Genomic DNA, 14,192 nt, shown 5'->3' with positions numbered 1-14,192 from the left:
CGGGAGGCTCCTTTTTGCATTAATGGTGACCGTGGCCATGACCGTGGCCGCGTCCTTTCCCGCCGCGATCCCAGCCGCCGCGACGGTCGTCACGATCGTTCCAGCCTTCGCGGTAGCCGCGCTCATACGCGTTGTCTTTATACCAGCCGCGGTGTCTGCCGTTATCATGTTTCCACCAGCGGTCTCCGCGCCACTCATAGTGACGGTTCCAGTAGTCACGGTCGCGCCAGTAGCCACCGTCCCAGTATCTGCCGTAGTCGTCACGATCGCCAATTTGTAATTTTACTGATGGCAACAGGGTGATTTCGCCCGCATTGGCGATCAGCGGGGCTGAAGCCAGTAATACCGCTGCAAGAATCAGTGACCTGAACATACTCTTTCTCCTTCACGATCGGGGCCCTTGTGGAGCCTGTTAACGCAATATTACGAGTTGGTAAAGCCTCGTTTCATCGCCTCAACTCCGAATTGCTGAATGAGAGCACTTTTTGCTAAAAGTGATTTTATTTTGAGCTGTTCAGGATTGTATCAATACGGACCAGTTCTTCAGCAGAGAAATGGCGGTTTTCCAGCATCCCCACGGCGTCATCAATCTGAGCCGTTTTACTTGCTCCAATCAGCACTGACGTCACGTTCTCATGGCGTAATACCCAGGCCAGCGCCATCTGGGACAACTTCTGACCGCGCTCTTCCGCCATGGCGTTCAGTTTTCTTACCTTCTCCAGCTTCTCTTCGGTGATCTGGTCAGGGTTCAGGAACTGACTGCCGCTTGCCGCGCGTGAGTCTGCCGGAATGCCGTTCAGATAGCGGTTTGTCAATTGTCCACCGGCCAGCGGCGAGAAGGGGATGCAGCCGACCCCTTTTTCCTGCAACACGTTCAGCAGTTCCTCTTCCGGCGCACGTTCAAAAAGAGAGTATTTCGGCTGGTGGATCAGGCAGGGCGTACCGAGATCGTCAAGGATATCAATCGCCTTGCGGGCCAGTTCTGCAGGGTAGTTGGATAACCCGACATACAGGGCTTTTCCCTGGCGCACCGCATGGTCAAGCGCTTTCATGGTTTCCAGCAGCGGCGTTTGTGGGTCAGGACGGTGATGATAGAAAATATCCACATACTCCAGCCCCATGCGCTTCAGGCTCTGATCCAGGCTTGCCAGCAGATATTTGCGTGACCCCCAGTCGCCGTAAGGGCCATCCCACATGGTATAACCTGCTTTGGTAGAGACGATCAGCTCGTCTCGCCAGGGCAGGAAATCCTCCTGCAAAATACGGCCGAAATTACGTTCGGCCGATCCCGGCGGCGGGCCATAGTTGTTGGCAAGGTCGAAATGCGTAATGCCCAGATCGAACGCGCGCTGTAAAAGTTGACGGCTGTTTTCGATAAGCGTGGTGTCGCCAAAGTTATGCCACAGCCCAAGCGAGATGGCGGGCAACCTGAGTCCGCTTTGCCCGCAGCGGCGATATTCCATTGTCCGATAACGATTTTTGTCCGGCTGATAACCCATTCTCATGACCTCTGGCGCTGAAGAAAAAATCAGTGTATGCGTTTACATTAACGCGAAAAAAAGCAGCATAGCGCAGCCTTTTTTGTAAAGCATTCTTTCCATGCTCTTCTTATCGCCAATTCTGGACAGTTATCACGCTTATTTAATACTCAAGGTGAGGTCAACATTAGAAGGATACCTGTTCATGCGTACCCCATACTGCGTCGCCGATTACCTGCTGGACCGTCTTACAGATTGTGGAGCCGATCATCTGTTTGGCGTGCCGGGCGACTATAACCTGCAGTTTCTCGACCATGTGATAGACAGCCCGGATATCTGTTGGGTGGGCTGTGCCAACGAGTTAAACGCCTCTTATGCCGCGGACGGATACGCCCGATGTAAGGGTTTTGCCGCGCTGCTGACGACATTTGGTGTAGGAGAGTTAAGCGCCATGAACGGCATTGCGGGCAGCTACGCCGAGCACGTTTCGGTGCTGCATATTGTGGGCGCGCCGGGTACGGCGTCACAGCAAAGAGGAGAGTTGCTGCACCATACGCTGGGCGACGGTGAGTTTCGTCATTTTTACCATATGAGCGAACCGATCACCGTTGCACAGGCGATTCTGACCGAACAAAACGCCTGTTACGAGATTGACCGGGTATTGACTACCATGCTCCGGGAGCGTCGTCCCGGCTATCTGATGCTGCCTGCGGATGTGGCAAAAAAAGCCGCCACGCCTCCTGTAAACGCTCTCACTCTCAGGCACGCGCATGCCGATAGCGCCTGCCTGAAAGCGTTTCGGGATGCCGCTGAGAACAGGCTGGCCATGAGCAAGCGTACTGCGCTGCTGGCCGATTTCCTTGTCCTGCGCCACGGCCTGAAGCATGCCCTACAGAAATGGGTCAAGGACGTGCCGATGGCACACGCCACTATGCTGATGGGTAAAGGGATATTTGACGAGCGTCACGCCGGGTTTTACGGCACGTATAGCGGTTCGGCAAGCGCCGGGGCGGTAAAAGAGGCGATTGAAGGGGCAGACACGGTGCTGTGCATCGGGACGCGATTTACCGATACCCTGACCGCCGGCTTCACGCATCAGCTAACCCCGTCACAAACAATTGAAGTTCAGCCTCATGCATCACGCGTTGGTGCCGTCTGGTTTACCGGCATCCCCATGCTTCAGGCAATCGAAACGCTGGTGGAGCTGTGTAAACAGCACGTGCACGATGCGCCGGCACCGTCGTCTCAAAGCGCTATGGCCTATCCGCAGCCGGATGGCTCGCTGACGCAGGACAATTTCTGGAAAACGTTGCAGACGTTTATCCGCCCGGGAGACATCATCCTTGCGGATCAGGGCACCTCGGCCTTCGGCGCGATCGACCTTCGTCTTCCGGCTGATGTGAATTTTATCGTCCAGCCGCTGTGGGGATCGATCGGCTACACCCTGGCCGCAGCGTTTGGCGCGCAAACCGCCTGCCCAAACCGGCGCGTGATTGTGCTGACGGGGGATGGCGCGGCGCAGCTCACCATACAGGAGCTTGGCTCGATGCTGCGGGATAAACAACACCCCATCATCCTGGTCCTTAACAACGAAGGGTACACGGTGGAAAGAGCGATTCACGGGGCGGAACAGCGATATAACGATATTGCACTATGGAACTGGACGCAAATCCCGCAGGCCCTGAGCCTTGATCCTCAGGCCCAGTGCTGGCGGGTCAGTGAAGCGGAGCAGCTGGCGGACGTCCTTGAAAAAGTGGCGCACCACGAGCGGCTCTCGTTGATTGAGGTGATGCTGCCGAAGGCGGATATCCCGCCGCTGTTGGGGGCGATCACCAAAGCGCTGGAAGCGCGCAATAGCGCCTGATTACTTGTCGTTTCGCCAGGCCATCATCATCGGTTTGCCCGCCAGCAGGAGCCAGGCGGGCAACATCACGATACAGAGCAGGGGGAAAAGCGTTGAATCCGGTACCACCACCGCAGCCATAAACAGGCTGAGCCACGCGTCGCGCGTAACCACCAGAACCAGTCCCAGAATAGAGCAAGAGACGGTAATCGCCGCCGGGACCGCATCGACATGCTCGTGCAGCATCAGCCCCAGCGCGACGCCGACAAAGACCACCGGGAAAATGCGTCCACCGCGGAAACCGCAGGCTGCAGCCACCACCAGTGCGGCCAGCTTAATCACGGCAAACAGCAGATAGTCGGAGACGCTAAACACCTGGCTGAAGGCCAGCTGCTGCATCTCGTCCAGACCTTTAAACAGCGTCACCGGCCCGCCGATTACCCCTAAAATACCGAGAATCAAACCGCCGGCCCCCAGAATCAACACCGGGTGTTTGAGCTTATGCATCAGCCTGTGCAGGCGAGGAAGACACCATACCGCCACCATTCCCAGCGCAATGGCGATGGCGACGACGATGGCGCCGCTGAAAATATCGGCTATTTGCATCTGGCCGTAGTGGGGGAGGGAGAGTGAGAAGTGGGGATGGAAAAACAGGCTGGTCGTGAGCGCCCCGGCGGCTGCGGCCATCAGCGGGGCAAACAGCTTATCCCACAGCGGGACGTCGTTATTGCTGCTGAGCGTCTGAGAAAAGATCAGTGCGGCAGCGACGGGCGTGCCGAAAAGCGCCCCGATGGTGCCTGCGGAGGCGAGGATGGTCCAGTCCAGCGCGCCGACGCGGGGCAAAATGCGTGAACCGAGGAAAACCGCCAGGCCAATATTCACCGCCATAATTGGATGCTCCGGCCCCAGGCTGATGCCGCCGCCCAGACCGATAATCAACGCAATGAGCAGCCCGGGCAGTGCCGAAGGGGGAACCGGGGCGCCAATCAGCGGTTCCTGCGCCGGATCGGGGCCGGCATGGCCAGGACTGAAGCGGATCACCAGGCCTACCGCAATACCGGTCAACGTCAGCATCACAACGATCCAGGCTGGAGAATCAGCGGTGACGCCCAGTTTTGTCGGAAGCGCCGTCCATAACATGGCTTGCAGCACCGACGCGACTTTCATCACGACAATGAGCACCAGACTTGAGGCCACGCCAATAATTAGCGCCGGAATTGCCAGCAACAGCATGGTTCTGGCTCGCGGGTGGAGCATGATGATTTCCTTGTACAAAACGGCATTACGTTACTTTGCACATTAAGCTTTATGGCAATAGTGCAAAAGGTGCTGAAACGGTAGAGTTATTCTGTGACGAAGATCGATAATCCATGGGCATTCACCTTATGGCCGTTGTTGTTATCACGCCTTGAATTTACAGTGTCCCAAAGATTTATTCTGACTTTAGCGGAGCAGTAGAAGAATGACAAAGTATGCTTTGGTAGGTGATGTGGGCGGCACCAACGCGCGCCTCGCATTGTGCGATGTTAGTAGCGGTGAGATTTCCCGGGCGAAAACCTATTCCGGGCTGGATTATCCAAGCCTTGAAGCCGTTGTCCGCGTCTACCTGGACGAGCATCAGGTTAGCGTTGAAGACGGCTGCATCGCGATAGCCTGCCCGATAACCGGCGACTGGGTCGCAATGACCAACCATACCTGGGCATTCTCCATCGCCGAGATGAAAAAAAACCTCGGTTTTTCACATCTTGAAATCATCAATGACTTCACCGCGGTGTCTATGGCGATCCCGATGCTGAAGCCTGAACATCTGATCCAGTTCGGCGGCGCTGAACCGGTCGAAGGCAAACCGATTGCGGTTTACGGAGCCGGTACCGGCCTCGGCGTGTCGCATCTTGTGCATGTTGCTCAGCGCTGGGTAAGCCTGCCGGGTGAAGGCGGCCACGTTGACTTTGCGCCTAACAGCGAAGAAGAGGGCATTATCCTTGAAGAGTTACGCGCTGAGATCGGCCACGTCTCCGCCGAGCGCGTTCTTTCAGGTCCGGGGCTGGTGAATCTGTACCGCGCGATTGTGAAATCAGACGGACGTCTGCCGGAAAACCTGCAGCCGAAAGACGTCACCGAACGCGCGCTGGCGGACAGCTGCATTGACTGTCGTCGTGCCCTGTCGCTGTTTTGCGTGATCATGGGACGTTTCGGCGGCAACCTGGCGCTGACGCTGGGCACCTTCGGTGGGGTCTATATCGCGGGCGGGATCGTACCGCGCTTCCTCGACTTCTTTAAAGCCTCGGGCTTCCGCGGCGGGTTTGAAGATAAAGGGCGCTTCAGAAGCTACGTGCAGGACATTCCGGTTTATCTGATCGTGCATGATAACCCAGGCCTGCTGGGCTCGGGTGCTCACCTGCGTCAGGTTCTCGGTCAAATCCTTTGACGCAAAGCCCTCTCCTGCAGGAGAGGGCTTTTTCTTTACAGATGCATGAGCTGGCGGAACTCTTTCACCTTGCTGCGGCTTACCGGCACCTGAAAATCCAGATCTTTCAGACGTAAAATGTAGGTGTTGTTAAACCACGGTTCGATCTCGCGGATCTTATTTAAATTTACGCAAAACGACCGGTGGCAGCGGAAAAAGTGGGCAGCCGGGAGCTTGCTGCAGAATTCGGTAATGTTCATCGCCATCACGTACGATTCCCGCCGGGTATAGACAAACGTCATCTTTTCGTGCGCTTCGGCGTAGTAGATATCGTTGACCGGGGTCACGATGATGCGCTCGTCTTTGACCAGATTTATGGTGTCGTTTTCGCGTACCGTCGGGCTGGCGGGGGCGGTTTGCTGCTGCCAGGCGGCCTCCAGCTTTTGCAGCATGCTGACAATCCGCGACTCCTGATAAGGCTTAAGAATATAGTCAAAAGCCTCCAGCTCGAAGGCCTCTACGGCGTGCTCTTTCCAGGCGGTAACGAAAACGATAAATGGCTTATGGGCAAACTGATTGATGTTTTGCGCCAGCAATACGCCATCCAGCGACGGGATATTGATATCCAGGAAAATGGCGTCTACCCGGTTATGCTGCAAAAATTTCAGCACGTCCAGACCATCATCAAACGTACCCACAATCTCCATCTGGCTGTGGGTTTTGATAAGCCAGGTGAGTTCCTGCTGAGCCAGGAATTCATCTTCTACGATGATAACTTTCATGGGTTACTCCACCTGGGGCAATAGTGATGTCGTCGTATGCGCGCGCGAGCGCTCATTCGGGACGTAAAAAGCAATTTCGGTGCCCGGCTCAAGACGCTGAATATGCAGTCCATCGCCGTAAAGCAGCTTAACCCGGTGATGTACGTTCAGCAGGCCGATTTTATTCCCCGGCATCTCGTTAGACTCCACGCGCTCGATGACTTTTGGATCAATCCCGTGGCCGGTATCGCGCACGGCAATCCGCACCCGGTTGCCGCTTTCGGTAACGCTGATGGCGACGACGCCTTTGCCTTTACAGGGCTGAATACCGTGAACAATTGCGTTTTCGACCAGCGGCTGGATAAGCAGGCTTGGGATCACGCAGTTGACCTCTTCATCAATATCGTAAATGACCGTGAGCTTGTCGCCAAAGCGGGCCTGCTCGATCGCGATGTAGTCCTTGATCTGATAAAGCTCTTTTTTGATGTCGATCTGCTCGTCATCTTTCAGTTCGATGTTGTAGCGCAGATAGCGCGACAGGTTAAAAATCAGCTGGCGCGCGGTGTCCGGATTTAGGCGAATGGACGAGGAGATAGCGTTCAGCGCGTTAAACAGGAAATGGGGATTGATTTTACTCTGCAGCGCGCGCAGTTCTGCCTTATTTGCCATCTCGCGCAGCTGTTCCGCCCGCGAAACCTCAAGCTGGGTAGAGATAATCTGCGACAGGCCGATGGCCATCTCCTGCAGCGTTGAGGTGATCTGATGCGCGTGGCAGTAATAAATTTTCAGCGTGCCCGTCACGACGCCTTTCTCCCACAGCGGGATGACCAGCATCGAGTGAATTTCCGGCGTTCGGTGGGCTTCATCATTGTTTTTAATAATGATTTTACCGTAGTTAATCGCCTGTCTGGTGGTCGGGCTTATGGTGTCATCGTTGTCGCGATAGTTGTGCTCCCCGACGCCAACGTAGGCCAGCACGTGATCAATATTGGTGATGGCGACGGCGTCAGCGTGGATGTCGTGGCGGATAATTTCGCAGACCTGACGCAACGATTCCGCGTTCACGTGGCGGAAAAGCGGCAGCGTTTTGTTGGCGATATCCAGCGCCAGCTTGGCCTGACGGGCGGCACTGGCCTCTTTTTCCCCTTCAACGCTTTGCACTAGAAGCACGATAAAACCGATGCACACGCTGCCCAGGATCATCGGAATACCGATTTTCGAAACGATATCCAGCCCCAGCTCGGTGGTGGGGGCCCAGACGACGACCAGGATCATGGTCAGCGTTTCGCACACCATGCCGGCGACGATCCCGGCGCGCCAGCGCTGTTTTTTCGGTATTTTGCGGCTGATCCAGCCGGAAAGCACCCCGGCGATAATGCTGGTGATAAAGCACGGCACCGCCGTTACGCCACCGATATCAATCAGATAGCGGTGCGTCCCGGCAATCAGGCCGGTGATGACGCCCACCCAAGGACCAAACAAAATCCCGCCGGACATGACGGCGATAATGCGCACGTTTACCAGCGAACCCTCTACCGGCACGCCTGACCAGGTGCTGAACAGGGCGAACAGCGAAAAGATGGCGGTAACGGCCAGCAGCTCTTTTGGCGAGTGGGCCGATTTGTGCAACAGCTCGCGAAACAGGCGAATGCGAATCAGGAAGAACAGGCAAATCAGCATTAATGCTGCACGGTCAAAAACCGCCAGCAGCATAGTGAATATTTCGTGCACGAGTAGACCTGGGAAAACGGGAAAGAACCATGATAAAAAACCTGGCGCGTATTGACCAGCTATCCGTCAGGTTTATCAAATGAGGAAAAACCATAATTTACAAAGGGGATTATCTGGCGATGACCGAGGCGTCCTGTTTTTTTCTGAACGGCGCATCATCAGGTAACTGGTTTGATATCATCCTGTTAAATAACAGCTATCAGACAGCCGATCCCGAAACAGGGGCTTCCGCTTTTAGGCGCAGCCGGGTTCCGGTTTTTAGTCGAGCGCTTTTTTTTCATTTCCCTCTCGACAGCATGATTTTTTTCAGGTTATTTTCTAAACATGCCACATCGGTGGCAGCGTCGCTCGGACGGTCCGGGCGCTAACGTTAATCTGAGGAATCTATGGCTGAATTCAGTCCTGAACGCCGTTTTACGCGTATCGATCGTCTCCCCCCTTATGTTTTCAATATCACTGCTGAACTGAAAATGGCTGCGCGTCGGCGTGGCGAAGATATTATCGATTTCAGCATGGGTAACCCAGATGGCCCAACGCCACCGCATATCGTTGAAAAGCTCTGCACGGTTGCCCAGCGCCCGGATACGCACGGCTACTCAACCTCTCGCGGTATTCCCAGGTTACGCCGCGCGATCTCGCGCTGGTATCAGGATCGCTATCAGGTTGATATCGATCCTGAAAGTGAAGCGATTGTCACCATCGGCTCGAAAGAGGGGCTGGCGCACCTGATGCTGGCCACGCTGGATCACGGCGATACGGTGCTGGTGCCGAATCCAAGCTACCCGATCCATATCTACGGCGCGGTGATTGCCGGGGCGCAGGTCCGTTCTGTGCCGCTGGTGGAAGGTGTCGATTTCTTTAACGAACTGGAACGTGCGATTCGCGAAAGCTATCCGAAACCCAAGATGATGATCCTCGGTTTCCCGTCGAACCCAACGGCGCAGTGCGTGGAACTCGATTTCTTCGAGAAAGTGGTAGCCCTGGCCAAGCGTTATGACGTGCTGGTGGTTCACGATTTAGCCTATGCGGATATCGTCTATGACGGCTGGAAAGCCCCGTCGATTATGCAGGTCCCGGGCGCGCGTGACGTGGCGGTAGAGTTCTTTACCCTGTCGAAAAGCTACAACATGGCGGGCTGGCGTATTGGCTTTATGGTGGGTAACAAAACGCTGGTGAGTGCCCTGGCGCGCATTAAGAGTTATCACGACTACGGTACCTTCACGCCGCTGCAGGTCGCGGCTATCGCTGCCCTGGAAGGCGACCAGCAGTGCGTTCACGAGATTGCCGCCCAGTATAAGCGCCGCCGCGACGTGCTGGTAAAAGGGTTGCATGAAGCGGGCTGGATGGTGGAAATGCCGAAAGCGTCCATGTACGTCTGGGCAAAAATTCCGGAGCCCTATGCGGCGATGGGATCGCTGGAGTTTGCTAAAAAGCTGCTTCAGGATGCAAAAGTGTGTGTCTCGCCAGGCATTGGATTCGGTGATTATGGCGACACCCATGTGCGATTTGCCCTTATTGAAAACAGCGACCGTATTCGTCAGGCGGTGAGGGGCATCAAGAGTATGTTCCGGGCCGACGGTCTTCTGACCTCAAAGAGCGTCGCTGAACACCCCGCGTCGTCATGACATAAAAAAACAGGAGCCGATGGCTCCTGTTTTTTTGACAGCATGTTCTTCACTAGATCATCAGGGCAAAGGTTCCGGCCCAGACTAAAACAATCACCGAAATGCCCATAAAGAAATATTTCACGTTTCATCGCTCCGCGTATCTTGTGGTACGCATTTAAAAACAGAGTCCACCTGATTATAGAGAACTGAAATCCGGTTAAAATGGAAATGAGAATTTTCCCGTTACGCCGTTAACTCCAGCTCAGAATTCTGTGCTTTCCTGTTGCCAGACGGCGCTAATGTACGCTTAAAAATGAGAGGTGACAAGAGGGATTTTTTTAAATAATTTCCGTCACTTACGAGTGTCGTGGAACGGCGACAGTTTGATTTCACTTCGCAATAAATTCACTTTGGGCGACGCATTGAAAGACAGTTACTCAGCGGGAAGACAGGTCATTGAAAAGGTTAGTTTCTTAGCGAAACTAACCTGATGAAGGGCTAAATATAGAGTGAGGCTTCGCCAAGAGGGCGGGTTTTGAAACGACGGTGCATCCACAGATACTGCTCGGGCGCACGCATGATTTCAGTTTCGATAACTTTATTGATAAACGCCGCGGCTTCGCACTCATTTTCCGGATAGTTAGCCATTTCAGGAGAGATGTGCAGACGATAGCCTGACTTATCTGCTTTTCTCACCATCGTCACGGTCAGCATGGAGGCGCCCGATAAACGAGAAATGACAAAGGTGCCGTTAGTCGTCGCAACATCTTTCACCGCAAAGAAGGGGGCAAAGCTGCTGCCTTTACGTCCATAATCCTGATCGGGCGCAAACCAGACGGCCTCACCTTTCTTCAGGGCACCGACCATGCCGCGCAGGTTATTACGGCTGATCATCGCCTTATTGGAACGCATGCGGCCTCGCGTCTGCACCCACTCCATCAACGCACTGTTGTGCTGTCTGTAGGTCGCCATCATTGGCTGACAAAGCCCCATCACCCGGCCGCCCAGCTCCAGCGACATAAAGTGAACGCCGACGACCATCACGCCGCGTTTTTGCATCTGCGCGCGTTTAAGGTTATCCAGTCCTTCCACGTCAAACCATTTGCGGACACGCTCATCCGGCCAGAACCAGGCCATTCCGGTTTCAAGCAGCGCCATGCCGATAGACTTGAAGTTTTCCGCGATGAGTTTCTCGCGCTCTTCGGCATTGTACTGCGGAAAACAAAGCTCAATATTTTTACGCGCGATCGATTCGCGACGTTTCAGAAAAACGCGGGAAGCGCTGCCCAGTTTTGACCCCAGCAAGCGCAGGACAGGGTATGGAAGTTGAACCAGCAGCCAGAGCACGCCAAGACCAAACCATGTAAACCAGTAACGTGGGTGTAAAAACGCACGTTGAAATTTGGATTGAGACAAAATAGTAGAACCTATGTGAAGCCTGTAAAGGTAGCGCAGAGTTTGCGATACGACGTGCCGATAAGACCGTTCTTCAAGGTGATGGTTGCAGGCTTTACCGAACTTTACGGCGTTGCCTGGCCACTGCTGATTTGGGTGGGCGGCGTAATGTAGCACCGTTATACGATATGTGCTATTACTCGTTTTTGATTAAAAAAGCGGCGATTCTGGAGGTGTTTGATTTTCCACTGTATAAGCTCAAGAAGTGAGAGCGATTTTCATGCCTGAGGGGAGAACTGAAGCCTTTGCGTAAGCAGGAGTGAGCCGAAAAAAGAGCAGCAGTGTTTATTTTCGGACCTTAATATACGTTTTATTTTCCCTTCGAATAATAGATAAGAATTTTCTTTGTGAAAATTCTTATCTATTATTCATGCCATAAATCAATTCGTCGCTTGTATTTATTCATTAACCTCTGTCTTTTATCTGCTCGCAATAACCTGTCGCTGTTCATTCATCTTTTTTTGATATCATGCCGTGATGTAAATCAAAACAAAATGGTTTTATTAGCATCTCTCTGCTTGTGATCCTTTTTACGATACAAATATTCGCTTTGCATGAAGAAGGCAGTGTCTTTTACTAAGACTAAAGGATAATTCGCAATAATGTCTTAGTGGAAAATTCTTAAGAAATTTCTTATTGAGGGTAAATGATCTGCATATTTGATTTTACGTCGATCATTATTCTAATATTGCGCATCAAGAACGATACCGTGAAGTTGGCGTAGCAAAAACACAGAGGGATGATGAAATGGCTGACAGTTTTCAAAATGAGGTGCCTAAGGCACGTATAAACCTGAAGCTTGACCTGCATACGGGCGGGGCAAGTAAGAAAATGGAATTACCGTTGAAATTACTGGTTGCGGGTGATTTCAGTAATGGTCAGGAGTCTGCTCAAATATCTGAGCGTGAGAAGGTTAACATCACGAAAAATAATTTCGACAGCGTTCTTTCTGAATATTCCCCAAAACTTAATCTAACCGTTAAAAATACGCTGTCCGAGGATGGTGGTGAGGACTCTATTCAGCTGACTTTTCAGAGCATGAAAGATTTCACGCCAGAGCAGGTGGCTGCTCAGATACCGGGCGGGGAGCTCCACACGGACCTGATGACGCTGCTGCATGTCTATCTTGGCTCCCGCTTCGATGTACGCCTGCAGCTGTGTGTCGACCGTAGCCTGCTGCCGGACGCGACAATGAGCAGTAAACCCAACGCTGGCGCAGTGCAACTGGGCCGCACCGCAGTGATGCGGCCGCTGAATGCAGCGAACACCGTCACGCACTCCAAAACCATAACCATCAATCTTGGCCGCTATGAGCGGGTACAGGAAAATATTCACCGCAGGGAGACCGATGAAGATGGCGATTACCGCTGGTAAATTTCCTCTGGCTGCGCTGGCCGCTGGTATCACCTTGATGCTGGCTGGCTGTGGGCTGAGTCAAAAAGTAACAGATGGCACCGTTGCTGTGACCAAATCGATTTTTTATAAGCAGATAAAGGCCCTGCATCTGGATATTCGAGCCCGTGAGGCCGTTAACAGCAATGCTGGCGGCGTGGCACTGTCGACGGTGGTGCGCATCTACCAGCTTAAGGATCGCAAAACGTTCGACAGTACTGACTATCCGTCACTGTTTAAAGAGGACAGTCAGGTCATCAAAGCAGACCTGCTGGTGGAGAAAGATATCCTCCTGCAGCCGGGCGGGGCGGTCACGGTCGATATGCCAATGGAGGAAAATGCGCAGTACGTGGCGGTGGCCGGGATGTTTATGTCACCGGACCAGGAGAACAATACCTGGCGTGTAGTAATGAGTCGGGATGACCTTGATCCGGATAAGGCACGCGTCATTGAGGCGGGGAACAACCAGCTGACCATGCAGGCACTGAAAGATGAATGAGACGCCCCGTTCCTCGCTGTACGAGACGCTATTTGGCAATTTTACCGGTGGGTTCGATCTGCATCAGGTCAGTGAAGAAAACCAGGTCATCCTTTCGGTTCTGGACAACATGCAGCGCGTTCTCAACTGTCGCGCCGGCACGCTGGCGCATCTGCCTGATTACGGGCTGCCCGATATGACAAAAATCCTGCAGGGGATGCCCGGAACGGCTCATGAGCTTATGGGCACATTGTCTGCCGTTCTGCTCAAATATGAGCCACGCCTGAAAAAAATAGACGTTGTTCTGCTGGATCAGAACATTCCCGGCGAGCTGCGCTATGCCATTGACGCTGAACTTAAAGGGATTGGCCTGGTGCGCTACGGGACTGAGTTTATGCCCGAAGGACGGGTCCTGTTGCGGCATCTCAGGCAACAGCAGTATCTCGACACAACACCCCGTATATAAGGTCAGATAACACCATGTCAGTAAAATCACAGTTCCTGAAGAAGCTGCAGGCGCGACAACCTTCACCTGTTCCCGCAGTTAGCAAGAGTCAGGCTGATATTGCAGCGTTTCGCCAGCGAATGGCTCAGCTTCAGGATCAAATGGACGCGTGGCTGACAGATACCGGACTGAATGCAGAGGCACTGGCGGTATATGTTCCGGACCTGCTGGTGGAGGGTGGGGCTTTTGATATTTCCGGTATCGTCCTGCGTTATGGTAACCGGGCGGTTAAGTTTATGCCGATATTCCTGTATGGACAGGGAGTTGCAGGCTGTGTCGAGGTGACTTTTTTTTCCGGGTACAGCTCGATTTCTCAAGGACGCCTGTTCATGCGGGTGGGGAGTGTATATGACTGGATCTTTACTCCCCCTGATACATCACCTCAGTCAGGACAACTATTTGATGAAGGTGTTTTTTTCGGTCTGATTTTAGCGCTGCTGCCCTGGCAATAACATACATTCCTTTATTAGTCATTGCGTTTCTATACGCAAAATTGCTTTACACATCAACTGACGATATTAACCGACACGGATAT

The 14,192-nt window shown here is 53.4% G+C and carries 15 protein-coding genes and 1 pseudogene; 9 read left to right on the top strand and 7 right to left on the bottom strand.

Features of this window, described 5'->3' with window-relative positions; translation table 11 throughout:
* Positions 1-19: 19 nt before the first annotated feature.
* Together SPG90_RS11355 and mgrA are read right to left on the bottom strand one after the other, a co-directional pair.
* Positions 20-373: a DUF2502 domain-containing protein gene (locus tag SPG90_RS11355; RefSeq protein WP_023308717.1), complete on the bottom strand. Its 354-nt coding sequence runs from the start codon at positions 371-373 to the stop codon at positions 20-22.
* 127 nt (positions 374-500) lie between these two features.
* A complete protein-coding gene (gene mgrA / locus SPG90_RS11350; protein ID WP_045354374.1) occupies positions 501-1,499 on the bottom strand; it encodes an L-glyceraldehyde 3-phosphate reductase in 999 nt (332 codons plus the stop codon).
* Between the two features lie 184 nt (positions 1,500-1,683).
* On the opposite strand from mgrA, the gene ipdC reads away from it, so the two are divergent.
* Positions 1,684-3,342, top strand: coding sequence for an indolepyruvate decarboxylase (gene ipdC / locus SPG90_RS11345; protein WP_322408143.1), 1,659 nt, complete (start codon positions 1,684-1,686; stop codon positions 3,340-3,342).
* Here the strand turns inward: ipdC and SPG90_RS11340 are convergent, their stop codons facing one another.
* A complete protein-coding gene (locus tag SPG90_RS11340) occupies positions 3,343-4,578 on the bottom strand; it encodes an ion channel protein (RefSeq protein WP_126303511.1) in 1,236 nt (411 codons plus the stop codon). It abuts the gene before it with no gap.
* Between the two features lie 205 nt (positions 4,579-4,783).
* Between SPG90_RS11340 and glk the strand changes: the two genes are divergently transcribed.
* On the top strand, positions 4,784-5,749 hold the full coding sequence (glk, locus tag SPG90_RS11335) for a glucokinase (RefSeq protein WP_023332935.1): 966 nt from the start codon (positions 4,784-4,786) through the stop codon (positions 5,747-5,749).
* A gap of 35 nt (positions 5,750-5,784) precedes the next feature.
* Here glk and SPG90_RS11330 read toward each other — a convergent pair whose 3' ends face one another.
* Both SPG90_RS11330 and SPG90_RS11325 read right to left on the bottom strand, forming a co-directional pair.
* Entirely contained in the window at positions 5,785-6,510 is a 726-nt protein-coding gene (locus SPG90_RS11330; RefSeq protein WP_023308712.1) for a LytR/AlgR family response regulator transcription factor, read from the bottom strand.
* Positions 6,511-6,513: 3 nt separating this feature from the next.
* The gene (locus SPG90_RS11325; RefSeq protein WP_126303510.1) at positions 6,514-8,220 is read right to left on the bottom strand and encodes a sensor histidine kinase; all 1,707 of its coding nucleotides are present in this window, start codon (positions 8,218-8,220) and stop codon (positions 6,514-6,516) included.
* A 119-nt stretch (positions 8,221-8,339) separates the two neighbouring features.
* On the opposite strand from SPG90_RS11325, the gene SPG90_RS11320 reads away from it, so the two are divergent.
* Complete coding sequence (locus tag SPG90_RS11320; protein ID WP_100245663.1) at positions 8,340-8,588, top strand: hypothetical protein; 249 nt, start codon at positions 8,340-8,342, stop codon at positions 8,586-8,588.
* 18 nt (positions 8,589-8,606) lie between these two features.
* Complete coding sequence (alaC, locus tag SPG90_RS11315) at positions 8,607-9,845, top strand: alanine transaminase (protein ID WP_023308710.1); 1,239 nt, start codon at positions 8,607-8,609, stop codon at positions 9,843-9,845.
* Positions 9,846-9,897: 52 nt separating this feature from the next.
* On the opposite strand, the gene ypdK is transcribed toward alaC, so the two are convergent.
* Together ypdK and lpxP are read right to left on the bottom strand one after the other, a co-directional pair.
* Positions 9,898-9,969: a membrane protein YpdK gene (ypdK, locus tag SPG90_RS11310; RefSeq protein ID WP_099458937.1), complete on the bottom strand. Its 72-nt coding sequence runs from the start codon at positions 9,967-9,969 to the stop codon at positions 9,898-9,900.
* Positions 9,970-10,325: 356 nt separating this feature from the next.
* Positions 10,326-11,246, bottom strand: coding sequence for a kdo(2)-lipid IV(A) palmitoleoyltransferase (gene lpxP / locus SPG90_RS11305; protein ID WP_322408163.1), 921 nt, complete (start codon positions 11,244-11,246; stop codon positions 10,326-10,328).
* A 12-nt stretch (positions 11,247-11,258) separates the two neighbouring features.
* Between lpxP and SPG90_RS11300 the strand changes: the two genes are divergently transcribed.
* The 5 genes and pseudogenes from SPG90_RS11300 (at position 11,259) to SPG90_RS11280 (ending at position 14,109) form a co-directional block, all read left to right on the top strand.
* On the top strand, positions 11,259-11,396 hold the full coding sequence (locus SPG90_RS11300; protein ID WP_162184392.1) for a hypothetical protein: 138 nt from the start codon (positions 11,259-11,261) through the stop codon (positions 11,394-11,396).
* Positions 11,397-12,029: 633 nt separating this feature from the next.
* Positions 12,030-12,485, top strand: a pseudogene (gene tssB, locus SPG90_RS11295) (type VI secretion system contractile sheath small subunit); the annotation flags it as partial.
* A 151-nt stretch (positions 12,486-12,636) separates the two neighbouring features.
* Entirely contained in the window at positions 12,637-13,173 is a 537-nt protein-coding gene (gene tssJ, locus SPG90_RS11290) for a type VI secretion system lipoprotein TssJ (protein ID WP_023308684.1), read from the top strand.
* Complete coding sequence (gene tssE, locus SPG90_RS11285) at positions 13,166-13,618, top strand: type VI secretion system baseplate subunit TssE (RefSeq protein WP_023308683.1); 453 nt, start codon at positions 13,166-13,168, stop codon at positions 13,616-13,618. Before tssJ ends, tssE begins: the two co-directional genes overlap by 8 nt.
* Positions 13,619-13,632: 14 nt before the next feature.
* Complete coding sequence (locus SPG90_RS11280) at positions 13,633-14,109, top strand: hypothetical protein (protein WP_126303503.1); 477 nt, start codon at positions 13,633-13,635, stop codon at positions 14,107-14,109.
* Positions 14,110-14,192 lie beyond the last annotated feature (83 nt).

Origin of the sequence: Enterobacter sp. D2 (genome assembly GCF_034427575.1) — a bacterium.
Lineage (GTDB): Bacteria > Pseudomonadota > Gammaproteobacteria > Enterobacterales > Enterobacteriaceae > Enterobacter > Enterobacter cloacae_M.
Note: the sequence above shows the minus strand (reverse complement) of the source record. Positions and strands in the feature narration are given on the sequence as shown.

What these genes read in the sequence shown, in the direction of transcription:
- SPG90_RS11340 (WP_126303511.1), bottom strand. Translation starts at nt 4,578, where the DNA reads ATGCTCCACCCGCGAGCCAGAACCATGCTGTTGCTGGCAATTCCGGCG.
- SPG90_RS11280 (WP_126303503.1), top strand. Translation starts at nt 13,633, where the DNA reads ATGTCAGTAAAATCACAGTTCCTGAAGAAGCTGCAGGCGCGACAACCT.
- SPG90_RS11330 (WP_023308712.1), bottom strand. Translation starts at nt 6,510, where the DNA reads ATGAAAGTTATCATCGTAGAAGATGAATTCCTGGCTCAGCAGGAACTC.
- alaC (WP_023308710.1), top strand. Translation starts at nt 8,607, where the DNA reads ATGGCTGAATTCAGTCCTGAACGCCGTTTTACGCGTATCGATCGTCTC.
- tssJ (WP_023308684.1), top strand. Translation starts at nt 12,637, where the DNA reads ATGGCGATTACCGCTGGTAAATTTCCTCTGGCTGCGCTGGCCGCTGGT.
- ipdC (WP_322408143.1), top strand. Translation starts at nt 1,684, where the DNA reads ATGCGTACCCCATACTGCGTCGCCGATTACCTGCTGGACCGTCTTACA.
- SPG90_RS11320 (WP_100245663.1), top strand. Translation starts at nt 8,340, where the DNA reads ATGACCGAGGCGTCCTGTTTTTTTCTGAACGGCGCATCATCAGGTAAC.
- glk (WP_023332935.1), top strand. Translation starts at nt 4,784, where the DNA reads ATGACAAAGTATGCTTTGGTAGGTGATGTGGGCGGCACCAACGCGCGC.
- mgrA (WP_045354374.1), bottom strand. Translation starts at nt 1,499, where the DNA reads ATGGGTTATCAGCCGGACAAAAATCGTTATCGGACAATGGAATATCGC.
- tssE (WP_023308683.1), top strand. Translation starts at nt 13,166, where the DNA reads ATGAATGAGACGCCCCGTTCCTCGCTGTACGAGACGCTATTTGGCAAT.
- SPG90_RS11355 (WP_023308717.1), bottom strand. Translation starts at nt 373, where the DNA reads ATGTTCAGGTCACTGATTCTTGCAGCGGTATTACTGGCTTCAGCCCCG.